This window comes from Pseudomonas sp. MOIL14HWK12:I1 (genome assembly GCF_000510705.1).
Lineage (GTDB): Bacteria > Pseudomonadota > Gammaproteobacteria > Pseudomonadales > Pseudomonadaceae > Chryseomonas > Chryseomonas oryzihabitans.
Genome location: NZ_AZNY01000003.1, coordinates 362,339 through 380,515 on the forward strand (window position 1 = coordinate 362,339; position 18,177 = coordinate 380,515).

The 18,177-nt window shown below is 65.8% G+C and carries 16 protein-coding genes; 8 read left to right on the forward strand and 8 right to left on the reverse strand.

Annotated features, from left to right (window positions below):
• Positions 1-29 precede the first annotated feature (29 nt).
• Positions 30-2,198, forward strand: a complete 2,169-nt coding sequence (gene uvrD / locus PSEK12I1_RS0101630) for a DNA helicase II (protein ID WP_027600494.1) — start codon at positions 30-32, stop codon at positions 2,196-2,198.
• Positions 2,199-2,200: 2 nt separating this feature from the next.
• Entirely contained in the window at positions 2,201-2,629 is a 429-nt protein-coding gene (locus PSEK12I1_RS0101635; protein WP_007160104.1) for an EamA family transporter, read from the forward strand.
• Positions 2,630-2,953: 324 nt separating this feature from the next.
• Here PSEK12I1_RS0101635 and PSEK12I1_RS0101640 read toward each other — a convergent pair whose 3' ends face one another.
• On the reverse strand, positions 2,954-4,714 hold the full coding sequence (locus PSEK12I1_RS0101640; RefSeq protein ID WP_027600495.1) for a cation:proton antiporter: 1,761 nt from the start codon (positions 4,712-4,714) through the stop codon (positions 2,954-2,956).
• Between the two features lie 271 nt (positions 4,715-4,985).
• Here PSEK12I1_RS0101640 and PSEK12I1_RS0101645 point away from each other — a divergent pair, with 271 nt between their 5' ends.
• From PSEK12I1_RS0101645 to ybaL, 5 genes are all read left to right on the forward strand, one after another.
• Positions 4,986-5,843, forward strand: a complete 858-nt coding sequence (locus tag PSEK12I1_RS0101645) for a Tim44 domain-containing protein (protein ID WP_027600496.1) — start codon at positions 4,986-4,988, stop codon at positions 5,841-5,843.
• 180 nt (positions 5,844-6,023) lie between these two features.
• On the forward strand, positions 6,024-6,425 hold the full coding sequence (locus tag PSEK12I1_RS0101650; RefSeq protein WP_007160107.1) for an SMI1/KNR4 family protein: 402 nt from the start codon (positions 6,024-6,026) through the stop codon (positions 6,423-6,425).
• Positions 6,426-6,494: 69 nt separating this feature from the next.
• Positions 6,495-7,253 (forward strand): SDR family NAD(P)-dependent oxidoreductase, encoded by a 759-nt coding sequence (locus PSEK12I1_RS0101655; RefSeq protein ID WP_007160108.1) that lies wholly within the window; start codon positions 6,495-6,497, stop codon positions 7,251-7,253.
• A 60-nt stretch (positions 7,254-7,313) separates the two neighbouring features.
• Positions 7,314-7,796, forward strand: coding sequence for an acyl-CoA thioesterase (locus PSEK12I1_RS0101660; RefSeq protein WP_007160109.1), 483 nt, complete (start codon positions 7,314-7,316; stop codon positions 7,794-7,796).
• 74 nt (positions 7,797-7,870) lie between these two features.
• Positions 7,871-9,589 carry a YbaL family putative K(+) efflux transporter gene (gene ybaL / locus PSEK12I1_RS23455; protein ID WP_028700292.1) on the forward strand — a complete coding sequence of 573 codons (1,719 nt, stop codon included), beginning with the start codon at positions 7,871-7,873 and terminating at the stop codon, positions 9,587-9,589.
• Between the two features lie 4 nt (positions 9,590-9,593).
• Here ybaL and PSEK12I1_RS0101670 read toward each other — a convergent pair whose 3' ends face one another.
• Positions 9,594-10,511: an energy transducer TonB gene (locus PSEK12I1_RS0101670; protein WP_007160111.1), complete on the reverse strand. Its 918-nt coding sequence runs from the start codon at positions 10,509-10,511 to the stop codon at positions 9,594-9,596.
• 176 nt (positions 10,512-10,687) lie between these two features.
• Positions 10,688-11,644, reverse strand: a complete 957-nt coding sequence (locus PSEK12I1_RS0101675; RefSeq protein ID WP_027600497.1) for a CobW-like GTP-binding protein — start codon at positions 11,642-11,644, stop codon at positions 10,688-10,690.
• Between the two features lie 67 nt (positions 11,645-11,711).
• Here PSEK12I1_RS0101675 and PSEK12I1_RS0101680 point away from each other — a divergent pair, with 67 nt between their 5' ends.
• Positions 11,712-12,047 carry an NADH:ubiquinone oxidoreductase gene (locus PSEK12I1_RS0101680; RefSeq protein ID WP_231501036.1) on the forward strand — a complete coding sequence of 112 codons (336 nt, stop codon included), beginning with the start codon at positions 11,712-11,714 and terminating at the stop codon, positions 12,045-12,047.
• Positions 12,048-12,065: 18 nt separating this feature from the next.
• On the opposite strand, the gene glmS is transcribed toward PSEK12I1_RS0101680, so the two are convergent.
• The 5 genes from glmS to atpD form a co-directional block, all read right to left on the reverse strand.
• Positions 12,066-13,901 (reverse strand): glutamine--fructose-6-phosphate transaminase (isomerizing), encoded by a 1,836-nt coding sequence (gene glmS / locus PSEK12I1_RS0101685; protein ID WP_027600499.1) that lies wholly within the window; start codon positions 13,899-13,901, stop codon positions 12,066-12,068.
• A gap of 67 nt (positions 13,902-13,968) precedes the next feature.
• Entirely contained in the window at positions 13,969-14,739 is a 771-nt protein-coding gene (locus PSEK12I1_RS0101690; protein WP_027600500.1) for a DeoR/GlpR family DNA-binding transcription regulator, read from the reverse strand.
• Between the two features lie 54 nt (positions 14,740-14,793).
• Positions 14,794-16,161, reverse strand: coding sequence for a bifunctional UDP-N-acetylglucosamine diphosphorylase/glucosamine-1-phosphate N-acetyltransferase GlmU (glmU, locus tag PSEK12I1_RS0101695; RefSeq protein WP_027600501.1), 1,368 nt, complete (start codon positions 16,159-16,161; stop codon positions 14,794-14,796).
• A 156-nt stretch (positions 16,162-16,317) separates the two neighbouring features.
• Positions 16,318-16,743: a F0F1 ATP synthase subunit epsilon gene (locus PSEK12I1_RS0101700; RefSeq protein ID WP_007160117.1), complete on the reverse strand. Its 426-nt coding sequence runs from the start codon at positions 16,741-16,743 to the stop codon at positions 16,318-16,320.
• Between the two features lie 38 nt (positions 16,744-16,781).
• The gene (gene atpD / locus PSEK12I1_RS0101705) at positions 16,782-18,158 is read right to left on the reverse strand and encodes a F0F1 ATP synthase subunit beta (RefSeq protein ID WP_007160118.1); all 1,377 of its coding nucleotides are present in this window, start codon (positions 18,156-18,158) and stop codon (positions 16,782-16,784) included.
• Between the last annotated feature and the right edge of the window lie 19 nt (positions 18,159-18,177).

Below are 18,177 nucleotides of genomic sequence, written 5' to 3' on the forward strand. Positions count from 1 at the left end.
TCCTTCTGCCGCATCGGTAGAATGCGGCGATGAACGACGACATTTCCCTGCTGCTCAATTCCCTCAACGATGCCCAGCGTCAGGCCGTGGCCGCGCCCCTGGGTCGCCAACTGGTCCTGGCCGGTGCCGGCTCGGGCAAGACCCGGGTGCTGGTGCACCGCATCGCCTGGCTGATCCAGGTCGAGCGCGCCTCGCCGCACTCCATCCTCTCGGTGACCTTCACCAACAAGGCCGCCGCCGAGATGCGCCACCGCATCGAGCAATTGCTCGGCATGAGTCCGCAGGGCATGTGGGTCGGCACCTTCCACGGCCTGGCCCACCGCCTGTTGCGCGCGCACTGGCAGGAAGCGGGGCTGTCGCAGAATTTCCAGATCCTCGACAGCGACGACCAGCAGCGCATCGTCAAGCGGGTGATCCGCGAGCTGGGCCTCGACGAGCAGCGCTGGCCGGCACGCCAGGCGCAGTGGTTCATCAACGGCCAGAAGGACGAAGGCCTGCGACCGCAGCACATCCAGGCCGCCGGCGATCTCTTCCTCAGCACCATGCGCAGCATCTACGAAGCCTACGAGGCGGCCTGCGCCCGCGCCGGGGTGATCGACTTCTCCGAGCTGCTGCTGCGCGCCCTGGATCTGTGGCGCAACAATCCCAGCCTGCTGGAACACTACCAGCGGCGCTTCCAGCACCTGCTGGTGGACGAATTCCAGGACACCAACGCCGTCCAGTACGCCTGGCTCAAGCACCTCGCCCAGAATGGCGCCAGCCTCATGGTGGTGGGCGACGACGACCAGTCCATCTATGGCTGGCGCGGCGCCAAGATCGAGAACATCCAGCAGTTCAACGAGGACTTCTCGGCCGAGATCATCCGCCTGGAGCAGAACTACCGCTCCACCGACACCATCCTCAAGGCCGCCAACGGCCTGATCGCCCACAACTTCGGCCGCCTCGGCAAGGAGCTGTGGACCGATACCGGTGAAGGCGAGGCCATCACCCTCTATGCCGGCTTCAACGAGCACGACGAGGCGCGCTACATCGTCGAGACCATCGAAAGCGAGTTCAAGAAGGGCACCCGGCGCAGCGAGATGGCCATCCTCTACCGCTCCAACGCCCAGTCCCGGGTGCTGGAAGAGGCGCTGCTGCGCGAGAAGATCCCCTATCGCATCTATGGCGGTCTGAGATTCTTCGAGCGCGCCGAGATCAAGAACGCCATGGCCTACCTGCGGCTGATCCAGCATCGCCATGACGATGCCGCCCTGGAGCGGGTGATCAACGTGCCGCCGCGGGGCATCGGCGAAAAGACCGTGGAGGCGCTGCGCAGCGCCGCCCGCGCGCAGAACACCTCGCTGTGGCAGGCGCTGCACGACCTGGTCGGCGCCCGCGCGGTGTCGGGTCGCGCCGCCTCGGCGCTCAATGCCTTCGTCGAGCTGGTCGACACCCTGGCGCTCAAGGCCGAGGACCTGTCCCTGCACAGCCTGGTGCAGCAGATCATCGAGCAGACCGGCCTGGTCACCTTCCACAAGGAAGAAAAGGGCGAGAAGGGTCAGGCGCGGGTGGAAAACCTGGAAGAACTGGTCAGCGCCGCGCGCTCCTTCGATTTCAGCGGTGACGAGGAGATGACGCCCCTGGCGGCCTTCCTCGACCACGCCGCCCTGGAATCCGGTGACACCCAGGCCGACAGCCACGAAGACAGCGTCCAGCTGATGACCCTGCACAGTGCCAAGGGCCTGGAATACCCCCTGGTGTTCCTGGCCGGCATGGAAGAAGGCCTGTTCCCGCACAAGATGAGCCTGGAAGAACCCGGCCGCCTGGAAGAGGAACGCCGCCTGGCCTACGTGGGCATCACCCGCGCCATGCGCCGCCTGGTGATGAGCTATGCGGAGACCCGCCGGCTCTATGGCAGCGAGACCTACAACAAGGTCTCGCGCTTCGTCCGCGAGGTACCGGACGGCCTGATCCAGGAAGTGCGGCTGTCCAATGCGGTCAAGCAGCCCTTCGCCAGCAGCCGACCCAGTCCCTTCGCCCAGGCCCCGGTGCCAGAAACCACCTTCAGTCTCGGTCAGCCGGTGCGCCACGCCCTGTTCGGCGACGGCGTCATCCTCAACTACGAGGGCTCCGGCGCCCATGCCCGGGTGCAGGTCAACTTCAAGTCCGAAGGCAGCAAGTGGCTGATGGTGAGCTACGCCAAGCTCGAACCGCTCTAGCCATGACCACCTCCTGGCTGTTCTGGGCGCTCCTGGCGGCGGCGTTCGCCGCCCTCACCGCCATCTTCGGCAAGCTGGGCGTGGAACACGTCAATGCCGACTTCGCCACCCTGCTGCGCACCCTGGTGGTCGTGGTGGTCCTGGCGGCCATCGTCCTGGCCACCGGGCAGGCGCAACCCCTGGCCAGCATCGCCGGTCGCAGCTATCTGTTCCTGTTGCTTTCGGGCGTGGCCACCGGCCTGTCCTGGCTGTGCTACTACCGGGCGCTCAAGCTGGGCCCCGCCTCGCTGGTGGCGCCAGTGGACAAGTTGAGCGTGGTGCTGGTGGCGATCTTTGGCGTGGCGCTGCTGGGTGAGCGCCTGGACCTGCGCCAGTGGTGCGGCATCGCCGCCATCGGCGGGGGCGTGCTGCTGCTGGCCTGGCGGCCCTGAGAGCCTATACAAAGTTTGCTGCGCGTCGGCCAAACTGCGTTGAAAAGCCCCTCGGAATGCTCATTTACCACTCGTAAACTCCGCTTCCTCGGGTCTTTCCGCCTTGTTTCGCTCTAGCTCGCGAAACTTTGAACAGCCTCTTAAAAGGGCGCAGGAAAAGAGCCTGACCGCCGGTGGGAGATTGCCGGACGGCAGAAAGCGGCCAAGCCCATTTCCTGCATTGCGCATTCCCTTGCCATCGATCCGCTTATTCAAACGGCCGACTTAGAGCGATTCTGCCGCGTCGATCCCCGGTGGGCAATGGCTGGATTCCGCAAAAGCGGCCTAAGGGTGTCCGCCCTTGTCCTGTTCCAGGGTCTCGATGAAGGCGATCTGCAGCCGCGAATGGACGCGGATGAACCAGCGCCACAGCACCGCGATCACCACCACCGCGACCAGGCCGATCAGCAGCAGCAGCTCGCCACGCGGCAGGATGCTGCTGCTCAGCGCGGCCAGCAGCACCAGGATGCCGGCCAGCGACAGCAGCGGGATCAGCTCGCTGACCAGTCGCCGTACCGGCTGCGTATAGCGGCCAGCCTGGTTCTGCCGCACGCTGAGTTCGGCCATCAGCATGGCCAGGGCCTTGAGCTTGCGATAGGCGGCGATCAGGCAGGGCAGCGACAGCAGCAGGGCCCCGCCCCAGATACAGGCCTTCTGCAGATCGGGATCGGTGATCCAGGTGCTGAGACAGCCGGCCAGGCCGCCAGCGAAATAGGCGCCGCCAAGGAAGATGGCGATGACCAGCGACAGGTTGATGCCCACCTGCAGCAGGATGCGCCTCATCATGCCGGCCAGGACCGCCTTCTCGCCCTGGGGCTGGATGCTGCGCAGCCATTCGCCATAGATGCCCAGCACCCGCTGCATGGGCTGCGGCAACCAGCGGCCGATCCACAGCGCCAGCGGATCGGCGGCCTTGATCAGATAGGGTGTCAGCAGCGTGGTGATCGCCGACACGGCCACCGCCACCGGATAGAGGAAATGACTGGTGACGCCCAGGGTGATCCCGAGGGTGGCGATGATGAAGGAGAACTCGCCGATCTGCGCCAGGCCCATGCCGACCCGCAGCGAGGTCCGGCCATCGTTGCCGGCGATCAGGGTCCCCAGGCTGCAGGCGAGGATCTTGCCCAGCACCACGGCGACGCTGATCACGGTGATCGGCCAAGCGTATTCCACCAGCACCTTGGGATCGAGCAGCAGGCCGATGGCGACGAAGAAGATGGCGCTGAACATGTCGCGCAGCGGTTCCACCAGCTTCTCGATCTTAAGCAGCTGCCGCGACTCGGCCATGATGGCGCCGATCAGGAAGGCACCCAGCACCACGCTGTATTCAAGCTTGGCCACCAGCAGGCAGAAGCCGAAGCACAGCCCCAGCACCGTGATCAGCAGCATCTCGTTGCTGTCGAACTTGGCCACGTAGGCCAGCAGGCGTGGCACCAGCAGGATGCCGATGACCAGCGCCACGATCATGAACAGACTCAGCTTGCCCAGGGTCGAGGCCACCGCGCCCGGTTCCACCGAACCGCTCACCGCCAGGCCCGACAGCAGGGCGATGATGCCGATGCCGAGGATGTCCTCGACGATCAGCACGCCAAAGATCTGCTGGGCGAAGCGCTCGTGCTTCATCTTCAGCTCGTTGAGCGCCTTGACGATGATGGTGGTCGAGGAGATGGCCAGGATGGCGCCGAGGAACAGCGAATCCATATGCGACCAGCCGAACATCTGGCCCACTTGGTAACCCAGCCAGAGCATCAGGCTGATCTCGAGGAAGGCGGCGATGAAGGCCGTGGCACCCACCCGGAACAGCTTGCGCAGCGAGAATTCCAGGCCGAGGCTGAACATCAGGAAGATGACCCCCACCTCGGCGAGGGTCTTGATGCTTTCTTCGTCGTGGATCAGACCGAATGGCGGGGTGTGGGGTCCGATGATGAAGCCGGCGAGGATGTAGCCCAGGACCACGGGCTGCTTGAGGCGGTGGAAGAGGATGGTCACCACGCCGGCCACCAGCATGATGACGGCCATGTCCTGGATAAAAGCTAGAGCATGCATCGGCCGGGCCCTCCTATGACGGGCCGGGCACTCTCCCGACACCTGCGCTGACTGGAGTCCAAGACTAGCATCTGCAAACTCTTGTGACGGATTTTGCAAAAATCTGTAATAGATTGATGTGCTTGGAAATTTTCAACGGTCGCAAGCACTTGGCGCCCTGCTTCCAGGTAACGCCGACAGGGCAAAATACCGAAACAATTCACGCTGGCTGTACTTGACCGGGCAGCGCAAGATGTATTCAACACCAGACTCTTCACAGAGAGAACACCACATGCAACGCCTGATGAGCTTCTTCATGATCCTGTGCCTGGGCCTCACGCTCAGCCTGGATGCCAATGCCAAACGCATGGGCGCCGGCAAGTCCGCTGGCGCCGCGCCCATTCACCAGACCCGCCAGGCCGCGCCGACCCAGCAGCCGGGCATGGCCGCGCCCGCCGCCGGTGCTGGCGCCGCCGCCGCCGCCCGTCCCAGTGGTGCCTCGCGCTGGCTCGGCCCGCTGGCCGGTATTGCCGCCGGTGGTCTGCTCGCCTCCATGTTCATGGGTGACGGCTTCGAAGGCTTCCAGTTCTTCGACTTCCTGATCCTGGCGATCATCGCCTTCGTGATCTTCCGCCTGATCGCCCGTCGCAAGCAGCAGGCCGGTCCGCAGCCCGCCGTCGCCGGTCATGCGCCGATGCAGCGCGAGATGCCCAACCAGCCCAACAATGGCGGTCTGTTCGGCGGTGCCGCCGCTGGCGCCGCGCCGGTGATCAACGCACCGAGCTGGTTCAATGCCGAGCGCTTCGTGGCCGCCGGTCGCGAGCACTTCATGAACCTGCAGCAGCACTGGGACGCCAACGAGATGGACAAGATCTCCGAGTTCGTCACCCCGCAGATGCTGCAGTGGCTGCGTGACGAGCGCGCCGCGTTGGGCGAGGGCTTCCAGTCCACCTACATCGAGAACCTGAACGCCACCCTCGACGGTGTCGAGGATCTGCAGGGCAAGACCATCGCCACCATCACCTTCAACGGTGTATCCAAGGAATCGCGCTTCGACCAGGGCCAGCCGTTCAGCGAAAGCTGGCGCATGGAGCGCATGGCCGGCGAGAACCAGCCCTGGCTGCTGGCCGGTATCCGCCAGAACGCCTGATAAGGGCGCGTCACCGAAAAGCCCGGCTCTAAGCCGGGCTTTTTCATGGGCGCCGCCTGCCGAACATCTCTCGAAACCGCTATCAAGTCCGCACGGAAGCTGCCGTTATCCCGGACTGAACTGCTAACCTTGCGCGCCTCTTTTCCCTTTATCCGGTGCGCATTTCGAGAGAGGCCTGCTATGGAAGACGTCATCGAACGCCTGCGTGAAGAAAACGAACCCGTTCCCGTACCCCTGGAGCTGCCCGACGAAGACCTGCTGGTCGAGATCGAGGAAGAACTGCTCATCAGCCTGCCGCCGGAATTCCGCGAGTTCCTGCTGACCGTCAGCGACGTGGTCTATGGCCGCATCGAGCCGGTGACCGTCACCGATCCCCAGTCCCATACCTACCTGCCGGAAGTGGCTGCCACCGCCTGGGACGAAGGCCTGCCGCGCGAGTACATCCCCCTCTGCGCCAGCGACGACGGCTACTACTGCGTCAGCCAGGAAGGCGAGGTACTGTTGTGGGAAGATGGCGACCTGACCGACGAATCCTGGGATTCGGTCTGGGTCTGGGCGCGCGACGTCTGGCTGGAAAGCTGACCGGCCCGCTACTGAACGACCCCGCTGCGCATGGGTCTGGATAAGGCCATCACTTACGGAGGATGCGTCATGAGCACTCCCGTCGTCCTGATCACCGGTGCCGCGGGCGGCCTCGGCCGCGCCCTGGCGCAACGCTTCGCCCAGAGTCGCTGGCGCGTCGCCGCCGCCGACCGCGATGCCGAGGGCCTGCATGGCCTCAACGGCATCGTCGGCCTGGATTCCAGCGTGACCGCCGATATCTCCAGCGCCGAGGGCTGCCGTTCCCTGGTCAGCAAGGTCATGGCCCGTACCGGGCGCCTGGATGCCCTGATCAACGCGGCGGGCATCTGGCGCGAAGGCGAGGTCGAGACCTTTACCGAGGACGACTACGACCTGGTGATGGCGGTCAATCTCAAGGCCACCTTCTTCATGTGCTCGGCGGCCATCCCCTTCCTCAAGGAAAATCGCGGCGTCATCATCAACGTCGCCAGCGGCGCCGGACGCCAGCCCATCGCCGGCGCGGCGGCCTATGGCGCGGCCAAGGCCGCGGTGCGCTTCTTCAGCCAGAATCTGGCGGTGGAGCTGGCGCGCGATGGGGTACGGGTCAATGCCGTCTCGCCAGGGGACATCGACACCCCCATGCTGGACTTCCAGGCCGCCCACTATGGCAGCGGCGATCCGGCCGGGTATCGCCGCAACCTGCTCAATCGCTATCCCCAGGGTGACACCGCGCGCTTCATCCAGCCGGAAGAGGTGGCCGAATTCGTCTACTTCCTCTGCCAGCCCCAGGCGGCGGCCATTTCCGGCGCCGACCTGCCCATCGACTTCGGGCTGTCCGCCGGCCGTTGACGGCTGTGACAGACGGCGTCGGTGCGCCGTCTACAGGATTTCCCCCTCGAGGATTCGCCCATGGAAGCCGGCAACCACCAGTTGAGCATGACCATCTTGATGACCCCGGACCTGGCCAACTTTTCCGGCAATGTCCACGGCGGCGCCCTGCTCAAGCACCTCGACGAAGTGGCCTACGCCTGCGCCAGCCGCTATGCCGGACGCTATGTGGTGACCCTCTCGGTGGATCAGGTGATCTTTCGCGAACCGGTGCATGTCGGCGAACTGGTGACCTTTCTCGCCTCGGTGAACTACACCGGGACCACTTCCATGGAAATCGGCGTCAAGGTCATCACCGAGAACATCCAGCAGCGTTCGGTGCGCCACACCAACAGTTGCTTCTTCACCATGGTGGCGGTGGACGAGAACGGCAAATCCTGCCCCGTGCCCCAGCTGGAACCCGTGACCGCGGACGAGAAGCGGCGCTGTGTGCAGGCCCAGCAGCGCCGGCAGATCCGTCGGGAACTTCAAGAGCGCTATCAGGCACTCAAGGAAACCTTTTGAGTTTTGCCGGCTAGGTCGCCGTCGTTCGACGGCAGCGGCTCCAGGATCTGGCAATCCAAATCCTTGGAGCCAGCATGTCCCATGACACCCCTCTGATATCCACCCTGGCGATCGGCCTGGTCCTGGCCTTTGCCTTCGGCATCCTCGCCACCCGTCTGCGCCTGCCGCCCATCGCTGGCTATCTGCTCGCCGGGGTCGCGGCCGGCCCCTTCACGCCCGGCTTCGTCGCCGATCCCGAACTGTCCAAGGAGCTGACCGAAATCGGCGTCATCCTGCTGATGTTCGGCGTGGGTCTGCACTTCTCCATCAAGGATCTGCTGGCGGTCAAACGCATCGCCATCCCCGGCGCCATCGTGCAGATCGCCGCCGCCACCCTGATGGGCATGGGGGTGAGCCACTTCCTGGGCTGGGGACTGGGCAGCGGCCTGGTGTTCGGGTTGTCGCTGTCGGTGGCCAGTACCGTGGTGCTGCTGCGAGCCCTGGAAGAACGCCAGATGGTGGAAAGCCGGCGCGGCCGCATCGCCGTGGGCTGGCTGATCGTGGAAGACCTGCTGATGGTGCTGGCCCTGGTGGTACTGCCGGCACTCGCCGGGCCGCTGGGTGGCGACAGCGGCGAAGAGGCGGGCCAGAGCCTGGGGCTGGAGCTGGGCCTCACCGCGCTCAAGGTCGGTGCCTTCATCGCGCTGATGCTGCTGGTGGGCCGGCGGGTCATCCCCTGGCTGCTGGCCCGGGTGGTCCGTACCGGTTCGCGCGAACTCTTCACCCTGGCGATCCTGGCCATCGCCATGGGCATCGCCTATGGCTCGGCGTCGCTGTTCGGGGTGTCCTTCGCCCTGGGCGCCTTCTTTGCCGGCGTGGTGCTCAACGAATCGGAACTCAGCCACGACGCGGCGGAGAATTCGCTACCCCTGCGCGAAGCCTTCGCCGTGCTGTTCTTCTTTTCCGTGGGTTGCCTGTTCGATCCGGAGATCCTGCTGGAACAACCCCTGGCGGTGCTGGCCACGGTGGCGGTGATCGTCTTTGGCAAGTCCATCGCCGCGACCCTGATCGTCCTGGCCTATCGTCGCCCCTTGAGCGTGGCCCTGACCATCGCCGCCAGCCTGGCGCAGATCGGCGAATTCTCCTTTATCCTCGCCAGCCTCGGCCTGTCGCTGAAACTGCTCGACCAGGCCGCTCACGACCTCATCCTGGCCGCCGCCATCATTTCCATCATCCTCAATCCGCTGCTGTTTCACGGCATCGACCTGCTGCAGCCCTGGATGGAGCGTCGCGAAGGCCGCCGACTGATCAATGCCAAGGGCAAGCATGCGCCAGAACTGGACGACGAACCCGAGCCAGTGGCGCAACGGGGTCACCTGGTGCTGGTGGGCTATGGACGAGTGGGCCGCTATCTCTGCGATCGTCTGGATCGCGAGGATCCGCCGCTGATCGTGATCTCGGACGAACCGGAACATGTCACGGCGCTACGCCAGCAGGGATTCAAGGCGATCCTCGGCAACGCGACCCAGGACAAGGTGCTGGCACGGGCCAAGCTCGAGGAGGCGCGGGCCCTGCTGCTGGCGATTCCCAACGGCTTCGAGGCCGCCGAGATCGCGCGCCGGGCCCGCGAGCTGGCGCCGGAACTGCCTATCCTCGCCCGCGCCCATCACGAAGACGAGATCCGCCATCTGGAGCGTCATGGCGTGGACGAGGTGATCATGGGCGAACGCGAGATCGCCCATGGCATGTTCCGCTATCTGGGCCTGGAGCGGCCCGGGGAGTCCGAGGCGGAGCCCAGGGGCTCCGCCGCCTAGCGACCTAGCGGCGCTGGATCTTGAAGTTGAAGGTCTTGGTGGCCTTGCGCGGGACGATCTGGCCGCCGGAGACCCGGGGGGCGAAGCGCCATTCGCCCAGCACCTCGAGCACCGCGCGCTCCAGTTGCTTGTTGGAGGCTTCCAGCACCTGGATATCGGCCAGTCGACCGTCGGCGGTCACGGTGAACATCACCCGCACCTCGCCACCCACACCACGACGACGCAGCATTTCCGGATACTCCGGCGGCGTCATCTTGATCGGTCGGATGTCGGCGTCGTCGATGCTGCCGGTGGGCAGGCCGGCGGTCTTCGGCGGACCGGACGGTGCGGCGGCCGGCGCCGGCTGACTGGGCGCAGCCGTGGCCGCAGGCGCGGGGGCCGGCGCCGGTGCGGCCTGAGCCACCGGCTCCGGCGCGGGCTCGACCTTTTTCGGCAGCGGCTTCTGCTGGCTGTGCTCGACCGGCTTGGGCTTCGGCTTGGGTTTGGGCTTTTCTACCACCGGCTTGGGCGGCTCCACCGGTTTCGGCGGTTCCACGGGCTTGGGCGGCTCCGGTGGCGGCGGTTCGGGTTGCGGCGGCGGTGGCGCGGGCGGTGCCGGAGTCGGCGCGGGCGGCTCGGGTACCGGCTTGGGCAACTGGATGAAGCTGACCTGCATGGGTTCGTCGCCCTTGGCGATCTTCAGCTCCGGTGGTGCCTGGACCACCAGGAACAGCGCCGCGGCCATGCTGGCGTGCATGATCAGCGACAGCGCCGAGGCGGCCCCCCAGCCGCGACCCCGGGGTGGCTGCTCGCCCGGTTCCGCAGCGCCGACCGGGGTCAATACCGGGGTCAGGATCTCTTCGTTACGCTCGGGCATGCGGAACGACAGAATGGTGGCCGAGGGTTCGCTACGCTTGGCATTGACCCCTGCAACGGGCTCCACATCGCCTGCCTGGGCGGCCCTGACGGGTCCCTGGACGGATTCCAGCTCATCGCCATCGGTATGCGCAGCGACTACGAGAGGTTCAGGCTTGGCAAGAGACGTCGGAGCCATGGGAGCAATACGCAGAGGAAGTAAATTTAATAATCATTATCATTAGCTGAACAAATTTGGCAACCTCAAATGTCGCGAATGGTCCCGCCCAGCGCTTTTTCGAGGGCCTCTAGGTCCGGCTTCTCCTCCAGGATCAACTCCAGCCGGTTGTCGCGTCGCCACAGGGTCGGCTCCCAGGCGCCCTGCCCGGCCAGACCGTTGTAGGCCTGCCAGCCCTCCGCCAGCTGCAGCACCGCCTTCAGCCTGAGCAGCCCGGGGAGACCGCCCAGCAGCGCCAGCAATGCCGGGCCGTCGAAGCTGTGGCTGGGATGCCAGCGCCAACCGACAGCGTGGTGGCCCTCCAGGGTATGGCTGAAGCGCAGCGGGCGTCCGGGCAGCAACAGCGCCTGCGGAGCGGACGCCGACTCGGGCTCGGGTAACTCGCCGTCGCTCGAGGTTTCACCGTCGACCAGGGGCAGGTCGGCCAGGGCGATCCGCCCGCCTTCGGTCCAGTACAGCGGCCGATCGCCCAACTGCGCCGGCAAGCCTGCCCGCTCCAGGCCCGCGCTCTTGTTGAGCACGATCAGGCCGGCCTGGCCCAGCGCCTGCTGCTGGGCGTCCGGCAAGGGCTGGCCCTCCAGCAGTTGCCTGGCATCCACCACCCAGATCAGCGGTTGCAGACTCAGCACCCCGGTCCAGGGCGGCGCCTGGAGTTGCCGATAGAGGCTGGCGGGATGGCCCAGGCCGGAAGGCTCGATGAACAGCCGCTGCGGTCGTGCCCGTCTGAGCAGTCGGGTGAGGGCTACCTGCAGGGGCACGCCCTGGACGCAGCACAGGCAGCCACCCGGGACCTCGGCGATCGCCAGGCCGTCGTCGTCCCGGGTCATGAGCGCCGCGTCGAGTCCGACCTGGCCGAATTCGTTGACCAGGATCGCCCAGCGCTCGTGGGCGGGGCGCTGGGCGAACAGCTGGCGGATCAGGGTGGTCTTGCCGGCGCCCAGAGGGCCAGCGATCACATGGGTCTTGATATCGGCGAGGCGCATGGCGGGAGGGTCGAATGCTAGAGTGGCGATTTCATCAGGGAGATGGGCTGGAATGTGGCGATTGCTGATGCCTCTGCTGCTGTTGCCGTCACTGGCGCTCGCCGATGCCTGCGTGATCCGCAGTCGTCAGGGCAGTGTGGACGTGCAGGTCTGCCAGAGCAATATTGACATCCCCACCCAGCTGTTTCGCGACGGCTTCTGCCAGCCGCAGCTCAAGGACCAGCAGACCGAGGTCCGCTTCGTCGACCGCTGTCCGGTCGGCGAGATCGGCATCTGCCAGGGCGCCCGCAGTCCGGGCGTGCCCTATCGACAGGATATCCACTACTACGGCGAGCCCGGCGACGGCCGCTTCCTGGCCGTCGCCTGCCGGCAGCAGAATCAGGGCAGCTGGCGCGTGCCCTGAGGTTCCACGTGGAACCCGTTATTCCACGGTCACCGACTTGGCCAGATTGCGTGGCTGGTCCACGTCGGTGCCCTTGAACACGGCGACGTGGTAGGACAGCAGCTGCAGCGGGATGGTGTAGAGGATCGGCGACAGCGCATCGTGGATGTGCGGCATGGGCACGATGCGGGTGCCTTCGCCTTCCTCGAAGCCGGCACGCTCGTCGGCGAAGACGATCAGCTGACCGCCACGGGCGCGCACCTCCTGCAGGTTGGACTTGAGCTTTTCCAGCAGCTCGTTGTTGGGCGCCACCGTCACCACCGGCATGTCGGCATCCACCAACGCCAGCGGACCGTGCTTGAGCTCACCGGCCGGATAGGCCTCGGCGTGGATGTAGGAGATCTCCTTGAGCTTGAGCGCACCCTCCATGGCCACCGGGTACTGCTCGCCACGCCCCAGGAACAGGGTGTGGTGCTTCTCGGCAAAGGATTCCGCCAGCTTTTCCACGGTCTTGTCCATGGCCAGGGCTTCGTCCAGCCGCGCCGGCAGCCGGCGCAATTCGGCCACCAGCTCGGCTTCGACGGCGGCAGCCAGACGCTGCTGGCAGCGACCCAGACTCAGGGTCAGCAGGAGCAGCGAAACCAGCTGGGTGGTAAAGGCCTTGGTCGAGGCCACACCGATCTCGGGACCGGCCTGGGTCAGGAAGCTCAGCTGGGATTCGCGCACCAGGGAGCTGGTCGCCACGTTGCAGATGGCCAGGCTGCTCAGATAGCCGGATTGCTTGGCCATGCGCAGCGCGGCCAGGGTATCGGCGGTCTCGCCCGACTGGGAGATGGTGACGAACAGGGTGTCCGGGCTGACGGCGACGCGGCGATAGCGGAATTCGCTGGCCACCTCCACCTGGCAGGGGATGCCGACGTATTCCTCGATCCAGTAGCGCGCCACCGAACCGGCATGGAAGCTGGTGCCGCAGGCGACGATCTGGACCTGGCGGACCTTGGCGAACAACTCGGACGCCGCGGGGCCGAAGGCCTCGGGCAAGACCTGACCGTCACCCAGGCGGCCTTCCAGGGTGCGCTGGACCACGCTGGGCTGCTCGTGGATCTCCTTGAGCATGAAGTGGCGATAGGCGCCCTTGTCGGCGGCCTCGCTGCCCTCGTGGTACTGCACCGTCTCGCGCTGGACCGGCGCGCCGCTCATGTCCCAGAGCGTGATCTGATCCAGACGGATCTCGGCCACGTCGCCCTCTTCCAGGTAGACGAAGCGATCGGTCACCTGACGCAGCGCCAGCTGGTCGGAGGCCAGATAGTTCTCGCCCAGACCCAGGCCGATGACCAGGGGGCTGCCGCTGCGGGTCGCCACCAGGCGATCCGGCTGCTGGCGCCAGACCGCCGCCAGGCCATAGGCGCCGTGCAGTTCCTTGACCGCCGTCTTCAGCGCCGTGGTCAGGTCGCCGCTGTCCTGCAGCTTCAGGTGCAGCAGATGGACGATGACCTCGGTGTCGGTCTGGGAGGTGAAGACATAGCCCTGGGCCTTGAGCTGGGCGCGCAGGGCCTCGTGGTTCTCGATGATGCCGTTGTGCACCACCGCCACGTCACCCTGGGAGAAATGCGGGTGGGCATTGGCTTCGGTGGGCGCACCATGGGTCGCCCAGCGGGTGTGGGCGATGCCCAGGCGACCGGCCAGGGGATCGGCCAACAGGGCCGCTTCCAGTTCGCTGACCTTGCCGATGCGGCGCAGGCGCTGCAACTCGCCCTGGGCATCCAGCAGGGCCAGGCCGGCGCTGTCGTAGCCACGGTATTCCAGGCGCTTGAGACCCTCGACCAGAATGGCGGTGATGTTACGCTCGGCAATGGCGCCGACGATTCCACACATGCTTACCTCCCCTTGCCTGTCTTATCCACAGCGACCCGGCGGGGCCGGCTGTGGATGACCTGATTGTCTAGTTTTCCACCGGGGCGCAGATGACCTGCACCCCCTGGGTTTCGATCGCCCGGGCCGCCTCGGCGGGCAGTCGCTCATCGGTGATGAGCACGTCCACCCTTTCCCAAGGTAGTTCCAGATTGGGAATTCGCCTGCCCAGCTTGCTCGCCTCGGCCATGACCACCACCTCGCGCGCCACCTCCGCCATCACCCGCGACAGCGACAGATGCTCGTTGAAGGTGGTGGTGCCGCGCTCCGGATCGAGGCCGTCGGCGCCGATGAACAGCTGGTCGAAGTCATAGGATCTGAGTACCTGCTCGGCGACCTGCCCCTGGAAGGATTCCGAGTGCGGATCCCAGGTGCCGCCAGTCATCAGCAGCATGGGTTCCTGTTCCAACTCGCGCAGGGCGGTGGCCACCTGCAGGGAATTGGTCATCACCACCAGGCCGGGACGGCGATCGAGTTGCGGGATCAGCGCCGCCGTGGTGCTGCCGCAGTCGACGATGATCCGTGCATGTTCGCGCAGGCGCCGGGCCGCGGCCCGGGCGATGGCCTGCTTGAAGGGCGATGCCTGGGGCGGTGCCTCGGCCAGCAGCTCCTGGGGCATGGCCATTGCACCGCCGTAGCGGCGCAGCAGTAGCCCATTGCGCTCGAGGGCGGCCAGGTCCTTGCGGATGGTGACCTCGGAGGTCTCCAGCTGGCGGGCCAGTTCGTCCACGCTGACCTCGCCCTGCTCTTGGAGCTGGGCAAGGATGGCATGGCGACGCTGGGCGGTGTTGCGACGGGTCATAAATTTCGATTCGAAAGATAATGGATCGAATCAAAACCTAATAGCAGGCCGGCGTCAAGCCTTGGGGGCCTTCTTCGGTCGCTGCCAGCCGGTCTTGTTGATCTGCCGCGCCCGCCCCAGTGCCAGGGTATCAGCCGGCACGTCCGCCGTAATGACCGAGCCGGCCGCCGTGGTCGCGCCGGCGCCCAGGCTGACCGGCGCCACCAACGAGCTATTGGAGCCCACGAAGACGTCCGCGCCGATTTCGGTTCGAAACTTGTTGGCGCCGTCATAGTTGCAGGTGATGGTGCCTGCGCCTATGTTGCTGCCGGCACCGATGCTGGCATCGCCCAGATAGGTCAGGTGACCGGCCTTGGCGCCGTCCTGCAGATGAGCGTTCTTGAGTTCGACGAAGTTGCCCACATGGGCCTTGCTGCCCAGTTCGCTGCCCGGGCGCAGACGGGCGAAGGGACCGACGTCGGCGCCCTCCCCGACCACGGCGCCGTCCAGATGACTGTTGGCCTTGATGATGGCGCCGCGCTTGAGCACGCTGTCCTTGATCACGCAATTCGGACCGATGCTCACGCCGTCTTCCAGCACCACCCGACCTTCGAGAATGACGTTGACGTCGATGGAGACGTCGCGACCCGCCTCGACCTGGCCACGCTGATCGAAACGCAGGGGATCCAGCAGGGTCACGCCCTGCAGCATAAGGCGCTCGGCGGCGCGCTGCTGGAAGTGCCGCTCCAGCTGGGCCAGTTGCCGGCGATCATTGGCGCCCTGCACTTCCATGGCGTCCGCCGGCTGGCTGGTGGCGATGGTCAGGCCGTCCGCCACCGCGAGGGCGATGACGTCGGTCAGGTAGTACTCGCCCTGGGCGTTGCTGTTGGACAGGCGACCCAGCCAGTCCGCCAGCCGCCGACCGGGTACCGCGAGGATGCCGGTATTGCCTTCGCGGATGGCGCGCTGGGCGTCGCTGGCGTCCTTGTGCTCGACGATGGCGGTTACCCGCCCCTGCTCATCGCGCAGGATGCGGCCATAGCCGGTGGGATCGTCCAGCTCCACGGTCAGCAGCGCCAGATGGCTGTCATCCACCTGCTGCAGCAGGCGCTGCAGGGTCTCGGTCTGGATCAGGGGCACGTCGCCATAGAGGATCAATACCTGCTCCGCCGTCAGCGCCGGCGCTGCCTGGGCCACGGCATGGCCGGTACCGAGTTGCTCGGCCTGGACCACGAAGCTGACGTCGTCGGCGGCCAGCTGGCTGCGGACCTGGTCGGCGCCATGGCCGATGACGACATGGATGCCGGCCGGCTGCAGCTCACGGGCACGGTCGAGGACATGCCCCAGCATGCTGCGACCGGCCACGGGATGCAGCACCTTGGGTAGAGCGGATCTCATGCGGGTGCCCTGGCCAGCAGCCAGGACGACGATTTCCAGGGACATCGGAACCTCGGAGACAGGAGGGGAAGAGACGAGCCGGCGACCGAAGGCGACAGGCACCTTCCAAGTCCGACCACGCGAAATTTCTCGCCCACTTTTCGGGCGACAAAAGAAAAGGGTAGCCGAAGCTACCCTTGTCGTTACAGCCTGACCTTGCGCTTAGCGCTTGGCCTGCCGCTTGAGCTGCTGGATGGTGCGCAGCTGGGCGGCGGCTTCGGCGAGCTGAGTGGCGGCAGCGGTGTAGTCGAACTCCGTGCCCTTGTCGCTCAGTGCTGCCTCGGCGCGCTGCTTGGCTTCCAGAGCGGCAGCTTCGTCGATGTCACCGGCGCGGCTGGCGGTATCGGCCAGCACTTCGACGACATTCGGCTGCACTTCCAGAAAACCGCCGGAGATGTAAAACACCTCCTCGGCGCCCCCGGCCTTAACCAGGCGGATGGGGCCCGGTTTCAGATCGGTGAGCAGCGGCGCATGGCCCGGGGCGATACCCAGATCACCCAGGTGGCCGTGGGCGATGATCATCTCCACCGCGCCGGAGAAGATTTCCCCTTCCGCGCTGACGATGTCGCATTGGACTGTCTTGGCCATAGCGTGCCTCTAAGAGCGCCCGTCGCCGGGCGCGGCAGTTACAGTTTCTTGGCTTTCTCGATGGCTTCGTCGATGCTGCCGACCATGTAGAACGCCTGCTCGGGCAGGTGATCGTAGTCGCCACGCAGGATCCCGGAGAAGCCGGCGATGGTATCCTTGAGAGACACGTACTTGCCGGGCGAACCGGTGAAGACTTCGGCCACGAAGAACGGCTGGGACAGGAAGCGCTGGATCTTACGCGCGCGGGAAACCAGCTGCTTGTCGGACTCGGACAGTTCGTCCATGCCCAGGATCGCGATGATGTCCTTCAGCTCCTTGTAGCGCTGCAGCACGTACTGGACGCCGCGAGCGGTGTCGTAGTGCTCCTGGCCGATCACGTTCGGGTCCAGCTGGCGCGAGGTGGAGTCCAGGGGATCGACCGCCGGATAGATACCCAGGGAGGCGATGTCACGGGACAGAACCACGGTGGCGTCCAGGTGGGCGAAGGTGGTCGCCGGGGACGGGTCGGTCAAGTCATCCGCAGGGACGTAGACGGCCTGGACGGAGGTGATCGAACCCAGCTTGGTGGAGGTGATGCGCTCCTGCAGGACACCCATCTCCTCGGCCAGGGTCGGCTGGTAGCCCACCGCGGACGGCATACGACCCAGCAGCGCGGACACTTCGGTACCGGCCAGGGTGTAGCGGTAGATGTTGTCGACGAACAGCAGGACGTCACGGCCTTCGTCACGGAATTTCTCGGCCATGGTCAGACCGGTCAGGGCCACGCGCAGACGGTTGCCCGGCGGCTCGTTCATCTGGCCATAGACCAGGGCGACCTTGTCCAGAACGTTGGAGTCCTTCATCTCGTGGTAGAAGTCGTTCCCTTCACGGGTACGCTCGCCCACGCCGGCGAACACGGAATAACCGCTGTGCTCGATGGCGATGTTACGGATGAGCTCCATCATGTTGACGGTCTTGCCCACGCCGGCGCCGCCGAACAGGCCGACCTTGCCGCCCTTGGCGAAGGGGCAGACCAGGTCGATGACCTTGATGCCGGTTTCCAGCAGGTCGTTACCACCGGCCTGCTCTGCATAGGACGGGGCCTTGCGGTGGATTTCCCAGCGCTCTTCCTCGCCGATGGGGCCGGCTTCGTCGATGGGGTTGCCCAGGACGTCCATGATGCGGCCGAGGGTCTTGACGCCGACCGGGACCTTGATGGCCTCGCCGGTGTTGCCCACGTTCAGGCCGCGCTTGAGGCCTTCGGTGCTACCCATGGCGATGGTACGGACCACGCCGTCGCCCAGCTGCTGCTGGACTTCCAGGGTGGTTTCGGCACCCTGCACCTTGAGGGCGTCAAAGACGCGCGGTACCGCGTCGCGCGGGAATTCCACGTCGATCACGGCGCCGATGATTTGTACGATACGTCCGCTACTCATTTCGCGTTCCTCGAATGTT

Excerpts from the sequence above, each read along its gene's own strand:
- glmU (WP_027600501.1), bottom strand. The coding sequence starts at position 16,161 with ATGTCCCTGGAAATCGTCGTCCTGGCTGCTGGCCAGGGCACCCGCATG.
- PSEK12I1_RS0101700 (WP_007160117.1), bottom strand. The coding sequence starts at position 16,743 with ATGGCCAAGACAGTCCAATGCGACATCGTCAGCGCGGAAGGGGAAATC.
- ybaL (WP_028700292.1), top strand. The coding sequence starts at position 7,871 with ATGTCCCATGACACCCCTCTGATATCCACCCTGGCGATCGGCCTGGTC.
- PSEK12I1_RS0101690 (WP_027600500.1), bottom strand. The coding sequence starts at position 14,739 with ATGACCCGTCGCAACACCGCCCAGCGTCGCCATGCCATCCTTGCCCAG.
- PSEK12I1_RS0101645 (WP_027600496.1), top strand. The coding sequence starts at position 4,986 with ATGCAACGCCTGATGAGCTTCTTCATGATCCTGTGCCTGGGCCTCACG.
- PSEK12I1_RS0101680 (WP_231501036.1), top strand. The coding sequence starts at position 11,712 with ATGCCTCTGCTGCTGTTGCCGTCACTGGCGCTCGCCGATGCCTGCGTG.
- uvrD (WP_027600494.1), top strand. The coding sequence starts at position 30 with ATGAACGACGACATTTCCCTGCTGCTCAATTCCCTCAACGATGCCCAG.
- PSEK12I1_RS0101660 (WP_007160109.1), top strand. The coding sequence starts at position 7,314 with ATGGAAGCCGGCAACCACCAGTTGAGCATGACCATCTTGATGACCCCG.
- PSEK12I1_RS0101675 (WP_027600497.1), bottom strand. The coding sequence starts at position 11,644 with ATGCGCCTCGCCGATATCAAGACCCATGTGATCGCTGGCCCTCTGGGC.
- glmS (WP_027600499.1), bottom strand. The coding sequence starts at position 13,901 with ATGTGTGGAATCGTCGGCGCCATTGCCGAGCGTAACATCACCGCCATT.
- PSEK12I1_RS0101640 (WP_027600495.1), bottom strand. The coding sequence starts at position 4,714 with ATGCATGCTCTAGCTTTTATCCAGGACATGGCCGTCATCATGCTGGTG.
- PSEK12I1_RS0101650 (WP_007160107.1), top strand. The coding sequence starts at position 6,024 with ATGGAAGACGTCATCGAACGCCTGCGTGAAGAAAACGAACCCGTTCCC.
- PSEK12I1_RS0101655 (WP_007160108.1), top strand. The coding sequence starts at position 6,495 with ATGAGCACTCCCGTCGTCCTGATCACCGGTGCCGCGGGCGGCCTCGGC.
- atpD (WP_007160118.1), bottom strand. The coding sequence starts at position 18,158 with ATGAGTAGCGGACGTATCGTACAAATCATCGGCGCCGTGATCGACGTG.
- PSEK12I1_RS0101635 (WP_007160104.1), top strand. The coding sequence starts at position 2,201 with ATGACCACCTCCTGGCTGTTCTGGGCGCTCCTGGCGGCGGCGTTCGCC.